This window comes from Allobosea sp. GW822-FHT05A11, assembly GCF_058800455.1.
In genome coordinates, this window is sequence record NZ_JBXAMI010000005.1 from 67,073 (window position 1) to 85,683 (window position 18,611).

The window sequence follows — 18,611 nt, forward strand, 5'->3', positions numbered from 1 at the left end:
GTCGGCCCTCGCATCTGCGAGCATCGTGCCCTATGTGGTGAGGGCAATCCCGATCCTGCAAGAGAATCCTGCAAGGAAACGCGCCGAAATGCCCGATAAGACCGATCAGGACAGGCCGACGGATGCGCCGGAAACCAAGGTACTGTCCCCCGCCGCGCAGCGTGCTCTGGCGGAAGCGGCCGCGCGCCGTGCTGCAATCGATATCCATGCTGCCGAGATCGCCAGGCAACGCGAGGTCAATGGCCGCGGCGGGCTGGAGCCGGTGCGTTACGACGACTGGGAAGTGAAGGGCATCGCCAGCGATTTCTGATGGGCGGGGCTGCGTATGGCCCCGAAACATTGCCAATCCGCGGCTCTGCGTCCAAACAGGCGCCGGATAGCAGCGGATGTGCCTCATGGATAGCAACGACAAGCGCCTCGCGGCCCTGCGCCGCCTTCTTGCCGAGGCGCATGACAAGCTCGGCCTGAAGCTCGGTTTCCGGCTCTGGGACGGGAGCATGGTTCCAGCTTCCTGGCCGGCGGACGGACTCGCAATCGCTATCGCCGACTCCGGCGTTCTGTCCGCGCTGATCCGCAAGCCCAAGCTCGATACGTTGCTCAACCTGCATATCGCTGACCGGCTCGCGATCGTGAACGGCTCGCTCTTCGATCTTGCCGCGGCGCGGCCGGAAGGGAAGGTCGGCAAACTCGCGCGCAACATCCCGAAGAGCGCGGTCTTCGATGTTATCAGGCGCTTCATCTTCGCGCCGGGCACGGCCGAGGCCGCTGTCAGCCATCCCAAGGGCGACGAGATCGCGCGGGACGGCGCGCCGGCCACCAACAAGGCCAACATCGCCTACCATTACGACGTCTCGAACGATTTCTACCGGCTCTTCCTCGACGAGGAGATGGTCTACACCTGTGCCTATTTCAGCGAGGATCACGGCGATCTCGAGCGCGCCCAGCGCGACAAGCTCGACATGATCTGCCGGAAGCTGCGCCTGCAGCCCGGCGATCGCTTCCTCGATATCGGCTGCGGCTGGGGCGCGCTCGTCTGTCACGCCGCCCGCTATTACGGGGTCGAGGCTCATGGCGTGACGCTGGCGGAGGAGCAGCTTGCCCTGGCGCGCGAGAAGGTCGAGAGGCTCGGACTTCAGGGCAAGGTCACGCTCCACCTCAAGGATTTCACCGAGATGGAGGGGGAGTTCGACAAGATCTCCTCGATCGGCATGTTCGAGCATGTCGGCATCCGCAACCATCCGTCCTATTTCCAGGCGGTGAACCGGCTGCTCAGGCCGCGCGGGCTCTATCTGCATCACTGCATCTCGCGCCGCGCCAAGAAGACCGAGAAGGCCTTCAACAAGATGCCGGCCGAGTATCGTGCGCTGGTGCGCTACATCTTTCCCGGCGGCGAGCTCGATCATCTGGGCATGTCGATCGCCAATCTCGAGCGCCACGGCTTCGAGGTCCATGACGTCGAGGGCTGGCGCGAGCACTATCAGCGCACGACGCGGCTGTGGTGGGAAAGGCTCGACGCCAACAAGGACAAGGCCGAGGCCGAGATCGGCGCGGAGCGGACGCGGATGTGGCTGCTCTATCTCGCCGGCTGCTCGCTGGCCTTCGAGCGCGGCGGGGCGCTGGTCAACCAGACGCTGGTCACGAAGCGGCGCAAGGGGCCGTCCGGCCTGCCGCTGACGCGCGCAGACCTCTATCGCGCCTGAACGGCACTTCGGCCGGCTTGATGCCGGCCTCCCGTCTTCTCCGATGTCGGGAAGGTCGCCCGGCGCGCGGCCGGGCCGAGGTCTTACTTCTTGACGAAGAGGTCGAGCTTTCCGTGATGCTCGGCCAGCAGGTAATAGAAGGTCAGGCGGGACTTGGTCTTGTCGGCCTTCATGTGCTCGCAGATCGCCTTGACGGAGCCGTCGAGATCGCCGGATTTCAGGCCGAGCTTCTTCTTCAGGAAGTTTTCGCGGACGCGATCGAGTTCGGCCGGATCGGAGCAGGCGACGTAGCGGGTATCGGGTTTGCTCATCACCAGTGCATAGGATTTCGACATGCCTGCAAAGGCCGCTTCGTTGAGCGGCTTCTTGGCAAACTTCTTCACGTCGGCGAGATGGTCCATCTGGTAGCCCCTTCCTGGCCCGTACGGGAGTACGGGTGGTTACGTGTCGCGGGCGGAGGTTAACGCGGTTCTTTGCAGGGGGCGAGGGGGCAAAGGACGAGATTGCGAGATTTCGGAACGGCCCGAGCCAGCCTTTGGTCGAAGGCCGGGATTGCGTGGAGCGGATGACGGGGCCAACGCCAGCATGGGTTGAGCCGGCGCCGATCCGGTGCTGCGATGCAGCATCCCCGGAGCATGACGATGAAGCCGACGATCCTGATGATGCCGCGTCTCGCCGCCGAAGCGATCGCCCGCCTGAAGCAGAGCTACACCGTGATCGGACCGGTCGATGGCGACGCCGCGGCCGCGATCCCGGCGGAGGCGAGGGACGCGCGCGTGCTGGTGACCTATGGCGGGCGCCGGACCGGTGCCGAACTGATGGACGCCTTGCCGAAGCTCGAGCTGATCGCCTGCTATGGCTCCGGCGTCGAAGGGGTCGATGCCGCCGCGGCGAAGGCGCGCGGCATCAGACTCTGCAATGCCGCCGACGCCAATGCGCGCAGCGTCGCCGAATTCGCGGTAGGCCTGATGCTCTGCGTCATGCGCGGCATCGGGCAGGGGGACCGCTTCCTGCGCGCCGGCCTCTGGGGCAAGCCGGGGAGCGAGCCGGTGGCCAACACGCCGGACCTCGCCGGCCGCAAGATCGGCATCTATGGGCTCGGCGCCATCGGCAGCCGCATCGCGAGCCGCGCCGCAGCCTTCGAGATGGAGGTGGGCTATCACAGCCGCTCGCCCAAGCCGGACCTTCCTTACCGCTTCCATGACAGCCTGCCCGGCCTTGCCGCATGGGCCGACGTGCTGGTGGTCGCTGTCCGGGCCAGTGCCGAGACCCGCAACGCCATCGACGATGCCGTGCTGAACGCGCTTGGGCCCGCAGGTTATGTCGTCAATATCGCGCGCGGCCTCGTCATCGATGAGGACGCGCTCTGCGCAGCGCTTGAACAGAAGCGGATCGCCGGCGCGGCGCTTGACGTCTTCGCTGCGGAGCCGCATGTGCCGGAGCGGCTCCAGGCGCTCGACAATGTCGTGCTGACGCCGCATATCGCGGCGAGTTCGCAGGATGCCAAGAAAGAGCAGTTGCGGACGCTGCTCGGTAATCTCGAGGCGTTCTTCGCGGGACGGCCGATCCTTTCGCCGGTCACCCTCTGAAGGATCAGGGCAGGACGACGACCGGCGTTCCCATCTGGACGCGTGCGTAAAGGTCGATCACGTCCTGGTTGTGCATGCGGAAGCAGCCATAGGATGCGGCCTTGCCGACGGTGTTCGGCACGTTGGTGCCGTGGATCGCGTATTGCCCGCCGGGACCGAGGCCGATGACGCGCGCGCCCATCGGGTTGCGCGGCGAGCCGCCGGGAATGACGTCGGGCAGGCGGGGATTGTCGCGCTTGACCTCGGCCGGCGGCGCCCAGGCCGGATCGACCTGAAGTTCCTCGACATATTTGACGCCGCGCCACTGCTTGCCGGCCTTGCCGACGGCGATGGTGTAGCGGATCGCCTCGCCGGGCGAGACGACGTAGTAGAGCTTCCGCTCGCCGGTGCGGATCACGATGGTGCCGGGGTCGAAGCGCCCGTCGCGCATTCCGACGACCTCGCGGGCCTGCGCAGGTAGCGCAGCCGCAATGGCGGCCGACAGGGCAAGGGTCGCGACAGCGATATGCCGGAACATGTCTGGAACTCCCTGGAAACTGCGGGAGTTGTGCCGCCGCAGCCGTGAAGCGCGGGTTGAGCGATATGGTGAAGCGATGATTCAGGATGAATCACCGGTGAATCAGCGCTTTAGGCCGCCGGCCGAGCCCGGTGCTGCTGCGGCAGCAGGAAGGGCAAGCCGGGCGCGGGCGCGCGGCTCAGTGTCAGGTCGACCTTGAAGACCTGGCGCAGCAGCGCGTCGTCCAGTGTCCTGGCCGGCGGGCCCTGCGCGATGATCCGGCCCTGATCCATCACGACGAGATGGTCGGCATAGGTCACGGAGAGATTGAGGTCATGCAGCACGATCAGGACCGCAACGCCGCGGGCTGCGATGGCGCGGGCCATGTCGAGCAAAGCGAGCTGGTGGCAAAGATCGAGGCTGGCGATCGGCTCGTCGAGGAACAGCACCTGCCGCTGCGCGACGCTGCGGCCGGCTTCGAGCTGGCAGAGCACGCGGGCGAACTGCACGCGCTGCTGCTCGCCGCCGGAGAGCGTCTGATAACGCCGCCCGGCGAGATCGATCACGCCGGCGGCAGTGAGGCTCTCGGCGACGATCGCCTCGCGCCGCTGGCGGGTCAGGGCCCGGCCGATGCCGTCGACGCCGAGGCTCGCGACCTCGTAGACGCTGAAGGGGAAGGCGAGGCGGGCATGCTGGGCCATCACGGAACGCAGGCAGGCGAGACGCCAGGCCGGCACCGCCGCGAGCGGTTCGTCGGCGATGCGGATATCGCCGCCGGCCGGCTTGAGCTCGCCGGTCAGCAGCTTGAGCAGGGTCGATTTGCCGGCGCCGTTGGGGCCGATCAGGATGGTCGTTGTGCCCCCGGTGAGCTCGAGGCTGGCATCGCTGACGAGCTTGCGCCCGCTGGCGAGGAAGCTGACGCCATGGCCGGAGAGGATCGGGTTCGCGTCAGACATCGATCAGGCTCGTGCGGCGCAAGAGCAGCCAGAGGAAGAAGGGCGCGCCGATCGTGGCGGTGACGATGCCGATCGGCAGTTCGGCGGGGACGACGATCAGGCGCGCGACGATATCGGCGCCGACCAGCAGCATCGCACCGCCCAAGGCCGAGAGCGGCAGCAGCAGGCGATGGTCCGGGCCGACGCAGAGCCGGATCAGATGCGGCACGACGATGCCGACGAAGCCGATCAGACCGGCCGTGGCGACGCTGGCGCCGACGGCGAGCGCGACCAGCAGGATCGCCAGCGCCTTGATGCGCTGGACGGGGATGCCGAGATGGTAGGCCTCGGCCTCGCCGAGCATCAGTCCGTTCAGGCCGTGCGCCAGCAGCGGCATCAGGAGAAGCAACGGCAGGATGATCGGCGCGACCACCGTCAGCTTCGTCCAGCTCGCGCCGCCGAGGCTGCCGAGCGACCAGAAGGTCAGGTCGCGCAATTGCCGGTCGTCCGACATGAAGGCGAGCAGGCCGGTCAGCGCGCCCGCGAGCGCACCGAGCGCGACGCCGGCCAGCAGCATCGTGGCGACCGAGGTGCGGCCGCCGCGGGTGGCGATGAGATAGAGCGCCAGCGTCGAGATCAGCCCTCCGCAGAACGCGCCGGCCGGCAGGGCGGCGAAGGGCAGCTTCATCATCGTGCCGGCGAGCAAGCGGTCGCCCAGCACGATGGTGGTGGCTGCCGCCAGTGCCGCGCCGCTGGAGACGCCGACGAGGCCGGGATCGGCAAGCGGGTTGCGGAACAGCCCCTGCATCAGGGCGCCGGAGACGGCGAGGCCGGCGCCGACGAGCAGGCCGAGAAGCACGCGCGGCAGGCGGATATTGAGGACGACGAGGACATCGCGGCCCTCGAGCAAGGTCGTGTCCCCGGAAAGCCGCGCCATCAGGATTTCGGCGACGCGGCCTGGCGCGATCGAGATCGCCCCCTGGCCGATGGCGACGACGGTCAGGAGCAGGCAGGCGAGGCCGAGACCGGCAACCGCGAGCAAGCCGGTGCGGCGCCGGCCGGCGATCAGCGTCGTCAGGGGCGATGAAGCCATGGTCGGGGACGGTGCCGCGAGGGTCACGGGGCGGCGGCGGTCTTGAGCGGCGGAATGGCGGCTTCCGGGTAGATCGCGGCCATCAGGTCGCGCGCTGCCATCGGCGTGCGCGGCCCGAAGCCGAGCAGGTAGAGTCCGTCCATATGGACCAGCCGCTTGCCGGTCGCGGCCGGGGTCTGGGCGAAGGCGGGCATCGCGAAGAGCTCGTCGGGCGTGGTGTTATGAGCGCTGCTGTTGCGCATCATCAGCACCATGTCCGGCGCGGCGGCGGCGATCGCCTCGTCCGTCATCGGCTTGTAGCCCTCGATCGCATCGGCGACGTTGATGCCGCCGGCGAGCGTGATGATGCCATCGGCCGAGCTGTTGCGGCCGCCGACCATGGCGCGGCCGTTCTGGAGCGAGAGCAGGAAGAGGACGCGCTTCTTCTTGGCGATGCCGGAACGCAGCGTGGCGAGCTCGTCGAAACGCGCCTTGGTCTGTGCCGCCAGGCGCTCGGCCGGGGCGGCTGCGCCGATCGCGGCGCCGATCGCGGCGATCTTGCTGGTGACCCCGTCCGGAGTCAGTCCGTCATGGATGCGGGCGATCTTCACGCCGGATTCGGTCAGCAACGAGACGGCATCGGGAGGGCCGGCGCCATCGATCGCCATGATCAGGGAAGGCTTCAGCGAAAGCACGCCCTCGGCCGAGAGCGCGCGGACATAGCCGACATTCGCCTTCTGCTTCAGCGCCTCCGCCGGGAACTGGCTGGTCGAATCGACACCGACGATACGGTCCTGCAGGCCGAGTGCATAGATCACCTCGGTGATGACGCCGCCGGCGACGACGATGCGATCCGGCGTCTGGGCAAGCGCCGCGCCCGGCAAGGCGGCGGGGAGTGCGAGCCCACCGAGGCCGAGCGCGCTCAAGGCGAGCGCTGCGGTCATCTCGCGACGGTTCGGCTGCCGCAGGCCGCCATGCGCTTTGGTGATGCGCGAGCCAGACATATCGCAACTCCGTTCGGGCCCAGACGGTGGATTCTACCGACGCGGGCGCCAGGCAAGAAGGTTGTGGCCAGTTTAAAATCATTCAATACAAAGTAGATCCTGTTTTTAATTATTCAAAACAAGGTCTGCTTTGCAGTATTATTGACGTTGATATGAGGCTTTACTACAAGGGGTCAAGGGCAACGCCGATGCGCGGCCGGCTTCGTCGGGCGATCTCGCCGGATAGTGGCCTGCCGGCCATGTGCATTTCCGGGTCGAGCCCTCCTTCCGGAGGCGCTCGAACGGATGGCGGCTGCCCTGCCGCGATTGCGGCATCGTTCGTTTCCGCCGGCTCCGGCGCGTCAGATGCAGGGTTTACCGATGTTCATCGCCATGAATCGCTTCAAGGTCGTCAAGGGCGAGGAGGCCGCCTTCGAGACGGTCTGGTCCTCGCGCAAGACCCGGCTTGACGAGATGCCGGGCTTCCTCTCCTTCCACCTGCTGAAGGGGCCGGAGAAGGAGGATCACACGCTCTATTCCTCGCATACGAGCTGGGCCTCGAAGGAGGATTTCACGGCCTGGACCAAATCCGAGCAGTTCCGCGAATCGCATCGCAATGCCGGTCAGCCTCGCCCGAAGCCGATGTATCTCGGCCATCCCGAGTTCGAGGGCTTCGAGACCGTGCTGAGCGAGAGCAACCCGCACCTGCCCCGCCAGGCGGCCGAGTGAGGCTTACCCGATGACGACCGCCGACATCACCGCGCAGGACCCGATGGAGCATGCGCGCGCCCTGCTCGCGGCCAAGCCGGACGGCCTGATCGAGGCCGTCGCGCGCGAGGCCAAGGTCTCGACGCGCGCAGTCCTCGAACTCCTGCCCGCCGGGCAGCGTCAGCTCGTGGCACCCGAGCGCTTCGAGGACGTCTGGAAGGAGCTGGCGAGCTGGGGGACGGTGCTCTTCCTGATGCACACGCCCGACATCGTGCTGGAATGCGAGGGCTCGCTGCCGGTCGGCAGCTTCGGCCATGGCTACTACAACATCCATGGCGACAGCCCGATCGGCGGGCATATCAAGGCCGAGAACTGCCGGGCGATCTATCTGGTCGATCGCTCCACCGCGCAGGGCCGGCGCGCCTGCTCGGTGCAGTTCTTCAACGGTTCCGGCGAGGTGATGTTCAAGGTCTTCGTGCGGCGCGATGCCGCGCGGGAACTGCTGCCGGACCAGCTGGCGCGGTTCGAGGCGCTCAAGACAAAATTCGCCTGAGCCGCGAAAAAAACGCCATGGTGCGGTTTATGCTTCGCGCGGTACAAGCTGCGCGAAGCGGCATCAGTGACGGACATGAGCGAAATTAACCAATCGTTAACCATGTTGACGCAGCCTTCGCGGCAGAAGGCCCGTCGGGCATGACCGCATCGCGCGACCGCGAGCTCTCGGGCGACGCGGCGGCCACGCCCGACGAAAGGCTGTCCGACGGTTCGACGATGGGGGGCGATATGGCCGCGCATGTCACCATGGATCGGGCCCATCTGCCGCATGGCCGCCCAGAGCTGACCATTGCGGCCGGGCGGAGGTTCGTGGCGAGGCGGGTTCCGGCTCTGCGCTCGAATCTGGGTTCGGCGCTCCTGCTCGGCCTGCGCTTCATTCAGGCCCGGCTGATCTCGGTCTGGGGCCTGATCATTGCGGCCGCCCTGTGCCCGCCTTTCGTCTTCGCCGCTTTCGCCGTCTTTTCATCGGCTGCGAACTTCATCTCGATCGCCTCGCTCCTGCGATTGGAGGCGGTGTTTTTCCGGAGCAGCGATCGCTTCCGGCTTGGCCTTGCCTTCCGGCTTGCCGCTGCCGTCGGAGTGGCCTTCCTGGCGATCACCACCCTGGTCCTGATCGGGCTCGCCGCGACTGGCTGGGTCGCGCCTGCCGTCGCCTTCTTCTTCCTGGTTTCGCTGGCGGCGCGTTCGGTCCTGCGTTTGCTCTGGTCCGAGGCGACGGCGGAGGGGGATTTCCGCGCTATCGGCAACAGCAATGTCGTGCAGGCGGTGGTCCAGCCGGCGATCATGCTGATCCTGATCGCGATCTTCGGGCCGAAGGCGCTGACCCTGTTCATGGCCGATGCGCTCGGGCATGTGCTGGCGGCGGTCTATCTTCTGCGGCGCCGACGGGATTCGGTCGCGGAACTTGTCCAGCCGGGTCTGTGGTCATGGCGCAGCCTCGCCGAGGCAGCCATCCGCTGGCGGGATGCGCCGCGCGCGCTGCTGCCGTCGGCGCTGCTGGCCTATGGCTTCGCGATCGCGCCGCTGATGGCGCTGCCCTATGCCAGCAACACCGTGCTGGCCGCGCAGATCGCCCTGTCGATGCGGCTTCTGGACATGCCCACCCAGATGTTCGGCACCGTGTCGATCCCGCTCGTGCTGAACCGCCTGCGCGCCCATGCCGGCCCGCGGCGGCGTTTCTGGGCACGAATCATGGCGCTCGGCCTGATCGTCGGTGCGACGGTCCTGTTCGGCGTCATCGCCTTGGCCTCGCTCGTGGCGGATCATTGGCTGGACGGGACGCAGTGGCAGAATCTCGGTGAGGTCATCGCATTGCTGGCGGCGTTCTATATCGGCATTGCCGTGCTCGGGCCGCTGCAGGAAGTGGCGACGCTTTCGCGCCAGCCATTCTGGCAGGTTGTGATCAACGGGGTCGCGCTGATCGCTATCGTGGCGGCGATGGCGTGGTTCCGCGCATTGTCGCCGGAGCTGCTGTTGACGATCGGCGCCATCTCGATCCTGCGGACGCTGACGCATACCGTCTTCATCTGGCTGCATCTCGACGATTCCGCCGAAGCGCCGACCGATGGCCTCGCCGCTTCGGGGGCAGCCCGCTGAAGGTTATTCTCTGCGGATCAGCTTGTCGGCGATCAGCGAGGAGAGAAGACCCGGCTTGAACTCGCGCTCCAGCCGCTCCGGGTCGTAGCCGTGCTCGACCCATTCCAGGAACGGAACGCCCTTCGCTTCGCCCTCGCGGCGATAAGCATCGAAGAAGGCATCGAGGATGCCGGTCTTGGCGAAGCGGAAATGGCCGTAGCGCAGCGAGAGCTGGCGCATCGCCTCGTCGAGCGGGCGCCCTTCGTGGATCAGCAGGTAGAGCGCCGAGAAGAAGCCGGCCCGGTCGGCGCCTGATTTGCAATGCACCAGTGCCGGCTCGTTGAGACTCTCGAAGAATGCCTTGGCACCGAGAATGGTCTCGCGCTCCGGGGCGCCACGCGAGCGCAGCACGAAATCGACCAGCTTGATGCCGTGGCGCTCGCACGCCTCCTTCTGGAGCGGCCAGGAGCCGTGCTCGCGCCCGCCGCGCAGGTTGACAATGGTCCTGACGCCCTTGCGCGCGAAGGCGGCAATCTGGCCGGGCGCGGGCTGGGCCGCGCGCCAGAGCCGCGGCGTGACCCGGTGCGCATTGAGATAGGCGAGCCGGAAGATGCCGTGGTCGACCAGCAGCATGTTGGCCCAGGCGCGCAGGCGCTGGCCGCGGCCCTCGATCGGCCGGTCCCAGCGGGCGATGCGGGCCATGCGGCGGGCATAGCGCTCTTCGTCGGGGCGCAGGCGGCTCAGCACGGCCTGATCTCGGGGCTGTTCATGAGGCGCCGGATAGCAGCGCGGGCGCGCCGGCGCAAATCATCAGGCAATGAGCGATCACGGAAGGGCTTGGCGTTTTCGCCGCGAACTTGCATAAGGCCCGGCAAAATTCCCAAGCGAAAATTCCTAAGCGACAGGTTCCAGCATGCGCATCGACGCCATCTCCATCGGCAAGAACCCGCCCGAAGAAGTCAATGTCCTGATCGAAGTGGCGATCGGGGGCGAGCCGATCAAGTACGAGATGGACAAGGAAGCCGGCACGCTCTTCGTCGACCGCTTCCTCTACACGCCGATGCGCTATCCCGGGAACTACGGCTTCATCCCGCATACGCTCTCGGAAGATGGCGACCCCTGCGACGTGCTCGTCGCCAATACGCGCCCGCTGGTGCCGGGCTCGTATATCGCGGTGCGGCCGATCGGCGTGATGCTGATGGAGGACGAGGCCGGCGGCGATGAGAAGATCATCGCCGTGCCGGTGCCGAAGCTGACCAAGCGCTACGAGAATGTGCACAACTACACCGACCTGCCGCAGATCACGCTCGACCAGATCCAGCACTTCTTCGAGCACTACAAGGATCTCGAGCCCGGAAAATGGGTCAAGCTCAAGGGCTGGGGCGATGCCGCCATGGCCAAGAAGCTGATCACCGAGGCGATCGATCGGGCGAAGGCCGCGAAGGGCTGAGTCCGCTCGTCCAGACGCTTTGAAAGGGCCGCGCTCAGCGCGGCCTTTTTTATTTCAGGCCGCGATCGCGTCCGCCAGCGCGACCGTGCGGCGCGCCATCTCGGCATGCAGCAGTTCGACCATGCGGCCGTCGAGCTGGATCGCGCCCTTGCCCGCGTTCTCCGGCAGGTCGAAAGCGGCGATGACCGCCCGGGCCTTTGTCAGTTCGGCCTCGTCAGGCGCAAAGACCGCGTTGGCGACCGCGACCTGCGAGGGGTGGATCAGCGTCCTGCCGTCGAAGCCGAGATCGCGGCCCTGCTCGCATTCGGCCAGGAAACCGGCCTCGTCCTTGATGTCGTTATAGACGCCGTCGAGGATGTCGATGCCATGGGCGCGGGCGGCCAGCAGCGCGCTCGTCAGCCAGGGCAGCATCGGGGCGCGGCCGGGCACGAAGCGGGCGCGCGTCTCCTTGGCGAGGTCGTTGGTGCCCATGACGAAGCAGGAAAGCCGCGTCACGGGATCGCGGGCGGCACGGGCGATGCGCTCGACATCGAGAATGGCGAGCGGGGTCTCGATCATCGCCCAGATCGCGATGGCAGGGTCCGCCCAGAGGCCGTTCAGCAGGCCGCCGACCTCGTGCAGGGTTTCCGGCGCCGAAACCTTCGGGATCAGGATCGCCTGCGGCTTCGCCTCCGTGGCGGCGGCGAGATCCTCCGTGAACCACGGCGTGCCGGTGCCGTTGACGCGGATCACCAGCTCCCGCCGGCCATAGCCGCCGGCCTTCACGGCGGCGCAGACCTGTTCTCGCGCTGTCGCCTTGGCGTCGGGAGCGACGGCGTCCTCGAGGTCGAGGATCAGGACGTCGGCCGCGATCTCGCGGGCCTTCTCAAGCGCGCGGGCGTTGGAACCCGGCATGTAGAGGGCGCTGCGGCGGGGGCGTATCGTGCTCATCGTCTCTCCTGACACGGGCCGGCTTGTGCTGCGCTGCACAGTAGAGCAACGCAGATGCAATGCCAGCGCTGCGAAAGGCGGAGGGAACGAGATGGCGTGGCTTGCCGGGGTGGATGGCTGCAAGGGCGGCTGGATCGCGGCTATCGCGTCCAGTGAGGGGCAGGATGCGCCGGTGATCCGTGTTGTGCCTCGCTTCGCCGATCTGTTCGCAGGAGAGATCGTGCCCGATCTCGTCGCGGTCGACATGCCGATCGGCCTCCCCGACCAGGTGAAGGGCTCCGGGCGCGGACCCGAGCAGGCGGTGCGCGCGCTGCTGGGCGACAGGCAATCCTCGGTGTTTTCGATCCCGGCGCGTCGAGCGGTCGAGGCAACCGATTATTGGGAGGCCTGTGCGCTGGCACTCGCGGCCTCCGATCCGCCGCGCAAGGTTTCGAAGCAGGGTTTTCACCTGTTCCCGAAGATCCGCGAAATCGACGGCTTGCTGCGTTCCGAGTCCGGATTGCGGGAGCGGGTCTACGAGGTTCATCCCGAGCTCGCCTTCCGCACGATGCGCGGCGCACCGCTGGTCCATCCCAAGAAGATCAAGGGCGTGGTCAATCCGGAGGGCATGGCCGAGCGGCGCAGCCTGCTGATGGCGGCCGGCATTCCGGCTGAGACGGCGAACTCCCGTCCGCCGCGCGGGGCTGCAGCCGACGACCTTCTCGATGCGCTAGCGGCGCTGGTCGTCACCCGGCACATTGCCGCCGGGCGTGGGTACCCCTTTCCCGATCCGCCGGGACGCGATAGCCACGGTCTTCCGATTGCGATCTGGACGTTTCGTCCAGTGTCCGAGCCTGAGCAGGATATCGTCATGAGCGCACGCCCCGTCACCCGTCCGATGATCGAGGAGGCGGCTGCGCGCATCGCCGGCCATGCCCGGATCACGCCCGTGATGCGATTGGGCACAGGGGCTTTCGGCTCCGTGGCGGATGTCTCGCTCAAGCTCGAATGCCTGCAGCACGCCGGCTCGTTCAAGACGCGCGGCGCCTTCAACAACCTGCTCTCGCTGCCGGTGCCGGCCGCCGGTGTCTCGGCTGCGTCGGGCGGTAATCATGGCGCCGCGGTAGCCTATGCCGCGATGAAGCGCGCCGTGAAGGCGACGATCTTCGTTCCGGAAATCTCGCCCGCCGCCAAGATCGAGGCGATCAAGCGCTTCGGCGCCGATGTCGTGGTCGGCGGTGCCCAGTATGACGATGCACAGGCGGCCTGCGACCGCTTCGTCGGCGAGGCCGGAGCGCTCAAGATCCATCCCTTCGCTGCGGCGGAGACCATCACGGGCCAGGGTACGCTCGGCCGTGAATGGGATTTGCAGGAACCGGATCTCGACACCGTGCTCGTCGCGGTCGGCGGCGGCGGGCTGATCTCGGGCATCGCGAGCTGGTTCACTGGGAGCAAGGTCAAGGTCGTCGGCGTCGAGCCGGAAGGATCGCGTGCGCTGCAGGCGGCGTTCGATGCGAAGGGGCCGGTCGAGGTCAAGGTCGCTTCGGTGGCGGCGGATTCGCTGGGCGCCCGCAATGTCGGCCAGCTCGTCTATGACGTGACCAGGGACAGCGTTGACCATGTCGCGCTCGTGCCGGATGCGGCGATCACCCAGGCGCAAGGCGTGCTCTGGCGCGATTTCCGCCTTGCGGTCGAGCCCGGCGGGGCGGCGGCGCTGGGGGCGTTGCTCTGCGGGGCCTACAAGCCTGCGCAGGGCGAGCGGCTCGGCGTGCTCGTCTGCGGCGCCAATGTCGACCTGGCGAAGCTGGCTACGATCGTCGGCTGACGTTCGGCCTTTCGTCGGGGCTGGACGCGGAGCTTCGTTGCAACGCACACTTGCCCGCGATCAGGAGGCGATGCATGCCCGGCTCGACGCCAAAGACCAGTTCCGGCCGTTTCTTCGAGGATTTCCACCTCGGCGACAGCATCGTCCATGCCACGCCGCGCACGGTGCGGGCCGGCGACGCGGCGCTCTATTCGGCGCTCTACGGCTCGCGCTTCGCGGTGCAGTCCTCGGACGCCTTCGCTGGCGCGATCGGCTATCCGACGGCGCCGATCGACGACCTGCTCGTCTTCCACATCGTCTTCGGCAAGACGGTGCCGGATGTCTCGCTCAATGCGGTCGCCAATCTCGGCTATGCCGATGGACGCTTCCTGAGGCCGGTCTATCCCGGCGACACGCTCTCGACGACCTCTGAGGTGATCGGGCTGAAGCAGACCTCCGCCGGTGATGCCGGCATCGTCTATGTCCGCTCGATCGGCCGCAACCAGCGCAATGAGATCGTGCTGAGCTATGCGCGCTGGGTGCTGGTGCGCAAGCGCGAGCCGGGCACGCCGGCTCATGCCGAGCAGGTGCCGGAGCTGGCCAAGGCCGTGCTGCCGGAGCAGCTCGGCGAGGGTTGCCCCCGGATCGAGCTCGCGGCTTACGACGATGCGCTCGCCGGTTCGCGCTTCCGCTGGGGCGATTATGCCGTCGGCGAGCGGATCGACCATGTCGACGGCATGACCGTCGAGGAGGCCGAGCATCAGCTTGCGACGCGGCTCTACCAGAATACGGCCCGGGTGCATTTCGATGCCCACGCGGCGCAGGGTAGCCGTTTCGGCAAGCGCCTGATCTATGGCGGCCATGTCATCAGCCTGGCGCGGGCGCTGTCCTTCAACGGGCTCGGCAACGCCTTCCATATCGCCGCGATCAATGGCGGGCGCCATGTCGCGCCGCTCTTCGCGGGCGACACGGTCTATGCCTGGAGCGAGGTGCTGGGCAGCGCCGAGATTCCGGGGCGCGGCGATGTCGGGGCTCTCCGGCTCCGGCTCGCCGCGACCAAGAACCGCGCCTGCGCGGATTTCCCGCTGAAGGCCGGAGATCAGTATGATCCGAGCGTGATTCTCGATTTCGACTATTGGGTGCTGCTGCCGCGGTAAGCTTTTCGTAAGAAAATGACGATTTTCAGAATCTGTAACTTCGTTATGCGCATGCCGCATTGCAGCGCCGGGACGGTTTCGTTAGACAACCAGTCACTCTAGAATGATCCCAAATGGGTCCGTCCCTATCGACGGACCGCTTGATCGGAGAACGATATTGGCCGAGGTCAAGCCCGCAGCCCGCCCGCTTTCGCCCCACCTGCAGATCTACCGCTGGTCCTGGACGATGGCGATGTCCGTCGCCCATCGCGTCACCGGCACGGGGCTCTATCTCGGCACGGTGCTGATTGCCGCCTGGCTGGTCGCCGCCGCGTCCGGCCCCGCCGCCTTCGACATGGCGCAGGCGATCGCCGGCTCCTTCCTCGGCCGGCTCGTGCTCTTCCTCTACAGCTTCTCGCTGATCCACCACATGGTCGGGGGCTTGCGCCATTTCGTCTGGGACATGGGCAAGGGCTACGAGCCCGAGACGCGCATGAACATGGCGAAGTTCACGCTCGTTGCCTCGGTGAGCCTGACGGTCCTGGTCTGGATCGTCGCCCTGGTCCTGCGCTGAGGAGCCCCGCCATGCTGTCCAATTCCTCGATGCGCACCCCGCTCGGCCGCGTCCGCGGCCTCGGTTCCGCCAAGTCCGGCACCGGCCATTTCTGGCTGCAGCGCGTCACCGCCGTCTCGAACCTGATCCTGACGGTGATCTTCATCGGTGTCGTCATCGCGCTGGTCGGCCGGCCCTATCCGGCGGCGATCGCGCTGTTGTCGAACCCCTGCGTCGCGATCCTGATGCTGCTCTTCATCCTCTCGGCCTGCATCCATATGCGGATCGGCATGCAGGTCGTCATCGAGGATTACATCCATGGCGAGGGGGCCAAGGTCCTCGCCGTCATGGCCAACACCTTCTTCGCCATCGCTGTCGGCGCCGCCAGCGTCTACGCGGTGCTGAAGCTGTCTTTTGGAGGCTGATCCGATGGCGATCACAAAATCCCGTCCGGTCCCGGCCTATACCGGCACCGCCTATCCGATCACCGACCACACCTTCGACGTCGTCGTCGTCGGCGCCGGCGGCGCGGGTCTGCGCGCCACGGTCGGCTGCTCGCAGGCGGGCCTGCGCACCGCCTGCATCTCGAAGGTGTTCCCGACCCGCTCGCACACCGTTGCGGCCCAGGGCGGCGTCGCCGCCTCGCTCGGCAACATGGGCAAGGACACCTGGCAGTGGCACATGTACGACACCGTGAAGGGGTCGGACTGGCTCGGCGACCAGGACGCCATCGAATATCTCGTGCGCAACGCGCCGGCCGCCGTCTACGAGCTCGAGCATTGGGGCGTGCCCTTCTCGCGCACCGAGGACGGCAAGATCTATCAGCGCCCCTTCGGCGGCATGACCACCGAATTCGGCGAGGGCCCGCCGGCCCAGCGCACATGCGCCGCGGCCGATCGCACCGGCCACGCCATGCTGCACACGCTCTACGGCCAGGCGCTGCGCTACAATACCGAGTTCTTCATCGAGTATTTCGCCATCGACTTGATCATGGACGAGGACGGCCATTGCCGCGGCGTGATCGCGCTCAAGCTCGATGACGGCACGCTGCACCGCTTCCGCGCCCAGCAGACGATCCTGGCGACCGGCGGCTATGGCCGCGCCTATTTCTCCGCCACCTCGGCCCATACCTGCACCGGTGACGGCGGCGGCATGGTGCTGCGTGCCGGCCTGCCGATGCAGGATATGGAGTTCGTGCAGTTCCACCCGACCGGCATCTACGGCTCAGGCTGCCTGATCACCGAGGGCGCACGCGGCGAGGGCGGCTACCTCACCAATTCCGAGGGCGAGCGCTTCATGGAGCGCTATGCCCCGTCAGCGAAGGACCTCGCCTCGCGCGACGTCGTCTCGCGCTCGATGACGATGGAGATCCGGGCCGGCCGCGGCGTCGGTAAGGACAAGGACCACATCTACCTGCATCTCGACCATCTCGACCCGAAGATCCTGCACGAGCGCCTGCCCGGTATCTCGGAGAGCGCCAAGATCTTCGCCGGCGTCGACGTGACCCGCGAGCCGATCCCGGTCCTGCCGACCGTGCACTACAACATGGGCGGCATCCCCACGAACTTCCACGGCGAGGTTCTGACCAAGGTCGGCGGCGACCCGGATACGGTGGTGCCCGGCCTGATGGCGATCGGCGAGGCGGCCTGCGTCTCCGTCCACGGCGCCAACCGCCTCGGCTCGAACTCGCTGATCGACCTCGTTGTCTTCGGCCGCGCGGCCGGCCTGCGCTGCGCCGAGACGGTGACGGCGGGCGAGAAGCAGCCTGAGCTTCCGAAGGGCTCTTCGGACCTCGCGCTCACACGCCTCGACAAGTACCGCAACGCTTCGGGCGGCACGCCGACCGCGGTGCTGCGCGACCGGATGCAGCGGACGATGCAGAACAACTGCGCCGTCTATCGCGAGGGCGACACGCTGGAAGAAGGCCACAAGCTGATCCACGAGGTCTGGAACGGCATCACCGATATCGGCACCACGGACCGCTCGCTGATCTGGAATTCCGACCTGATCGAGACCCTGGAATTCGACAACCTAATCACCCAGGCGGTCGTGACCATGGATTCGGCGTTGAACCGTCCGGAAAGCCGCGGCGCGCATGCCCGCGAGGATTATCCGAATCGCGACGACAAGGACTGGATGAAGCACACGCTCGCCTGGATCGACGACGAGAAGCGGACGATCACGCTCGATGACCGGCCGGTGCACACTTACACGATGTCCAACGACATCGAGTACATCAAGCCCAAGGCGCGGGTGTACTGAGGAACTCCGATGGCTGAATTCACTCTTCCGAAGAACTCCCGCCTCGTCGAGGGCAAGGCCTGGCCGAAGCCGGCCGGCGCCAAGAAGCTGACCGAGTTCAAGGTCTATCGCTGGAGCCCGGACGACACCGAGAATCCGCGCACCGACACCTATTATGTCGACCGCGACGATTGCGGGCCGATGGTTCTCGATGCGCTGATTTGGATCAAGAACAAGGTCGACCCGACGCTGACCTTCCGCCGCTCCTGCCGCGAGGGCATCTGCGGCTCCTGCGCCATGAACATGGACGGCAAGAACGGGCTCGCCTGCACCACCGGCATCGACGAGTGCGGGGCCAAGGGCAAGGTCGCGATCTACCCGCTGCCGCACATGCCTGTGGTCAAGGATCTCGTGCCGGACCTGACGCGCTTCTATGCCCAGCACGCCTCGATCGAGCCCTGGCTGAAGACGACGACGCCGGCTCCCGAGAAGGAATGGCGCCAGGCCAAGGACGACCGCGAGAAGCTCGACGGCCTCTACGAGTGCATCCTCTGTGCCTGCTGCTCGACCTCCTGCCCGAGCTACTGGTGGAACGGCGACCGCTATCTCGGCCCGGCCGCGCTGCTGCAGGCCTATCGCTGGCTGATCGATAGCCGCGACGAGGCGACCGGCGAGCGGCTCGACGATCTGGAAGATCCCTTCCGGCTCTATCGCTGCCATACCATCATGAACTGCGCGAATGCCTGCCCGAAGGGCCTGAACCCGGCCAAGGCGATCGCGGAGGTCAAGAAGATGATGGTGGCGCGTCAGGTCTGACGACGCGTGTCATCCCGTGCGCGCTGCGGCACGTCAGTGCTGCTGCGCAGACACGGGACCGTTCTCCGCTAAAGGCGCGTTCTCGTGAG

Annotated in this window: 20 protein-coding genes; 13 read left to right on the top strand and 7 right to left on the bottom strand. The window is 66.8% G+C overall.

Annotation, left to right across the window (positions count from 1 at the left end):
- Window positions 1-88: 88 nt before the first annotated feature.
- Together AC1RLU_RS17340 and AC1RLU_RS17345 are read left to right on the top strand one after the other, a co-directional pair.
- Window positions 89-310 (top strand): DUF1674 domain-containing protein, encoded by a 222-nt coding sequence (locus AC1RLU_RS17340; RefSeq protein ID WP_492797062.1) that lies wholly within the window; start codon window positions 89-91, stop codon window positions 308-310.
- 85 nt (window positions 311-395) lie between these two features.
- Window positions 396-1,700 carry a class I SAM-dependent methyltransferase gene (locus AC1RLU_RS17345; RefSeq protein WP_492797063.1) on the top strand — a complete coding sequence of 435 codons (1,305 nt, stop codon included), beginning with the start codon at window positions 396-398 and terminating at the stop codon, window positions 1,698-1,700.
- Between the two features lie 83 nt (window positions 1,701-1,783).
- On the opposite strand, the gene AC1RLU_RS17350 is transcribed toward AC1RLU_RS17345, so the two are convergent.
- Window positions 1,784-2,101 (bottom strand): DUF2853 family protein, encoded by a 318-nt coding sequence (locus AC1RLU_RS17350; RefSeq protein ID WP_047574507.1) that lies wholly within the window; start codon window positions 2,099-2,101, stop codon window positions 1,784-1,786.
- Between the two features lie 240 nt (window positions 2,102-2,341).
- On the opposite strand from AC1RLU_RS17350, the gene AC1RLU_RS17355 reads away from it, so the two are divergent.
- Window positions 2,342-3,289: a 2-hydroxyacid dehydrogenase gene (locus tag AC1RLU_RS17355; RefSeq protein WP_492797064.1), complete on the top strand. Its 948-nt coding sequence runs from the start codon at window positions 2,342-2,344 to the stop codon at window positions 3,287-3,289.
- A gap of 4 nt (window positions 3,290-3,293) precedes the next feature.
- On the opposite strand, the gene AC1RLU_RS17360 is transcribed toward AC1RLU_RS17355, so the two are convergent.
- The 4 genes from AC1RLU_RS17360 to AC1RLU_RS17375 all read right to left on the bottom strand — a co-directional run bounded on the left by AC1RLU_RS17360 (window position 3,294) and on the right by AC1RLU_RS17375 (window position 6,796).
- Window positions 3,294-3,806, bottom strand: coding sequence for a L,D-transpeptidase (locus tag AC1RLU_RS17360; protein ID WP_492797065.1), 513 nt, complete (start codon window positions 3,804-3,806; stop codon window positions 3,294-3,296).
- Between the two features lie 110 nt (window positions 3,807-3,916).
- Window positions 3,917-4,741: a heme ABC transporter ATP-binding protein gene (locus tag AC1RLU_RS17365; protein WP_492797067.1), complete on the bottom strand. Its 825-nt coding sequence runs from the start codon at window positions 4,739-4,741 to the stop codon at window positions 3,917-3,919.
- Complete coding sequence (locus tag AC1RLU_RS17370; protein WP_492797068.1) at window positions 4,734-5,813, bottom strand: FecCD family ABC transporter permease; 1,080 nt, start codon at window positions 5,811-5,813, stop codon at window positions 4,734-4,736. Before AC1RLU_RS17370 ends, AC1RLU_RS17365 begins: the two co-directional genes overlap by 8 nt.
- A 23-nt stretch (window positions 5,814-5,836) precedes the next feature.
- Window positions 5,837-6,796 (bottom strand): heme/hemin ABC transporter substrate-binding protein, encoded by a 960-nt coding sequence (locus tag AC1RLU_RS17375; RefSeq protein ID WP_492797070.1) that lies wholly within the window; start codon window positions 6,794-6,796, stop codon window positions 5,837-5,839.
- A gap of 360 nt (window positions 6,797-7,156) precedes the next feature.
- Between AC1RLU_RS17375 and hmuQ the strand changes: the two genes are divergently transcribed.
- The 3 genes from hmuQ to AC1RLU_RS17390 all read left to right on the top strand — a co-directional run bounded on the left by hmuQ (window position 7,157) and on the right by AC1RLU_RS17390 (window position 9,634).
- Window positions 7,157-7,504: a heme-degrading protein HmuQ gene (hmuQ, locus tag AC1RLU_RS17380; RefSeq protein ID WP_061965707.1), complete on the top strand. Its 348-nt coding sequence runs from the start codon at window positions 7,157-7,159 to the stop codon at window positions 7,502-7,504.
- A 10-nt stretch (window positions 7,505-7,514) separates the two neighbouring features.
- Window positions 7,515-8,036, top strand: coding sequence for a heme utilization cystosolic carrier protein HutX (gene hutX, locus AC1RLU_RS17385; protein WP_142114109.1), 522 nt, complete (start codon window positions 7,515-7,517; stop codon window positions 8,034-8,036).
- 140 nt (window positions 8,037-8,176) lie between these two features.
- Window positions 8,177-9,634 carry a hypothetical protein gene (locus AC1RLU_RS17390; RefSeq protein ID WP_492797071.1) on the top strand — a complete coding sequence of 486 codons (1,458 nt, stop codon included), beginning with the start codon at window positions 8,177-8,179 and terminating at the stop codon, window positions 9,632-9,634.
- Window positions 9,635-9,637: 3 nt separating this feature from the next.
- Here AC1RLU_RS17390 and AC1RLU_RS17395 read toward each other — a convergent pair whose 3' ends face one another.
- Complete coding sequence (locus AC1RLU_RS17395) at window positions 9,638-10,360, bottom strand: fused DSP-PTPase phosphatase/NAD kinase-like protein (RefSeq protein ID WP_492797072.1); 723 nt, start codon at window positions 10,358-10,360, stop codon at window positions 9,638-9,640.
- A 166-nt stretch (window positions 10,361-10,526) separates the two neighbouring features.
- On the opposite strand from AC1RLU_RS17395, the gene ppa reads away from it, so the two are divergent.
- A complete protein-coding gene (gene ppa, locus AC1RLU_RS17400) occupies window positions 10,527-11,063 on the top strand; it encodes an inorganic diphosphatase (protein WP_061965715.1) in 537 nt (178 codons plus the stop codon).
- Window positions 11,064-11,117: 54 nt separating this feature from the next.
- Here ppa and AC1RLU_RS17405 read toward each other — a convergent pair whose 3' ends face one another.
- Window positions 11,118-11,993: an HpcH/HpaI aldolase/citrate lyase family protein gene (locus tag AC1RLU_RS17405; protein WP_492797074.1), complete on the bottom strand. Its 876-nt coding sequence runs from the start codon at window positions 11,991-11,993 to the stop codon at window positions 11,118-11,120.
- A 91-nt stretch (window positions 11,994-12,084) separates the two neighbouring features.
- Here AC1RLU_RS17405 and AC1RLU_RS17410 point away from each other — a divergent pair, with 91 nt between their 5' ends.
- The 6 genes from AC1RLU_RS17410 (at window position 12,085) to AC1RLU_RS17435 (ending at window position 18,522) form a co-directional block, all read left to right on the top strand.
- Window positions 12,085-13,797, top strand: a complete 1,713-nt coding sequence (locus AC1RLU_RS17410; RefSeq protein ID WP_492797076.1) for a serine/threonine dehydratase — start codon at window positions 12,085-12,087, stop codon at window positions 13,795-13,797.
- A 74-nt stretch (window positions 13,798-13,871) separates the two neighbouring features.
- Window positions 13,872-14,933, top strand: a complete 1,062-nt coding sequence (locus tag AC1RLU_RS17415; RefSeq protein WP_492797078.1) for a MaoC family dehydratase — start codon at window positions 13,872-13,874, stop codon at window positions 14,931-14,933.
- 154 nt (window positions 14,934-15,087) lie between these two features.
- Window positions 15,088-15,486: a succinate dehydrogenase, cytochrome b556 subunit gene (gene sdhC, locus AC1RLU_RS17420; protein WP_492797653.1), complete on the top strand. Its 399-nt coding sequence runs from the start codon at window positions 15,088-15,090 to the stop codon at window positions 15,484-15,486.
- A gap of 11 nt (window positions 15,487-15,497) precedes the next feature.
- Window positions 15,498-15,890, top strand: coding sequence for a succinate dehydrogenase, hydrophobic membrane anchor protein (sdhD, locus tag AC1RLU_RS17425; protein WP_061965723.1), 393 nt, complete (start codon window positions 15,498-15,500; stop codon window positions 15,888-15,890).
- A gap of 4 nt (window positions 15,891-15,894) precedes the next feature.
- Window positions 15,895-17,727, top strand: a complete 1,833-nt coding sequence (gene sdhA / locus AC1RLU_RS17430) for a succinate dehydrogenase flavoprotein subunit (protein ID WP_061965725.1) — start codon at window positions 15,895-15,897, stop codon at window positions 17,725-17,727.
- A 9-nt stretch (window positions 17,728-17,736) separates the two neighbouring features.
- Window positions 17,737-18,522: a succinate dehydrogenase iron-sulfur subunit gene (locus AC1RLU_RS17435; protein ID WP_061965726.1), complete on the top strand. Its 786-nt coding sequence runs from the start codon at window positions 17,737-17,739 to the stop codon at window positions 18,520-18,522.
- Window positions 18,523-18,611 lie beyond the last annotated feature (89 nt).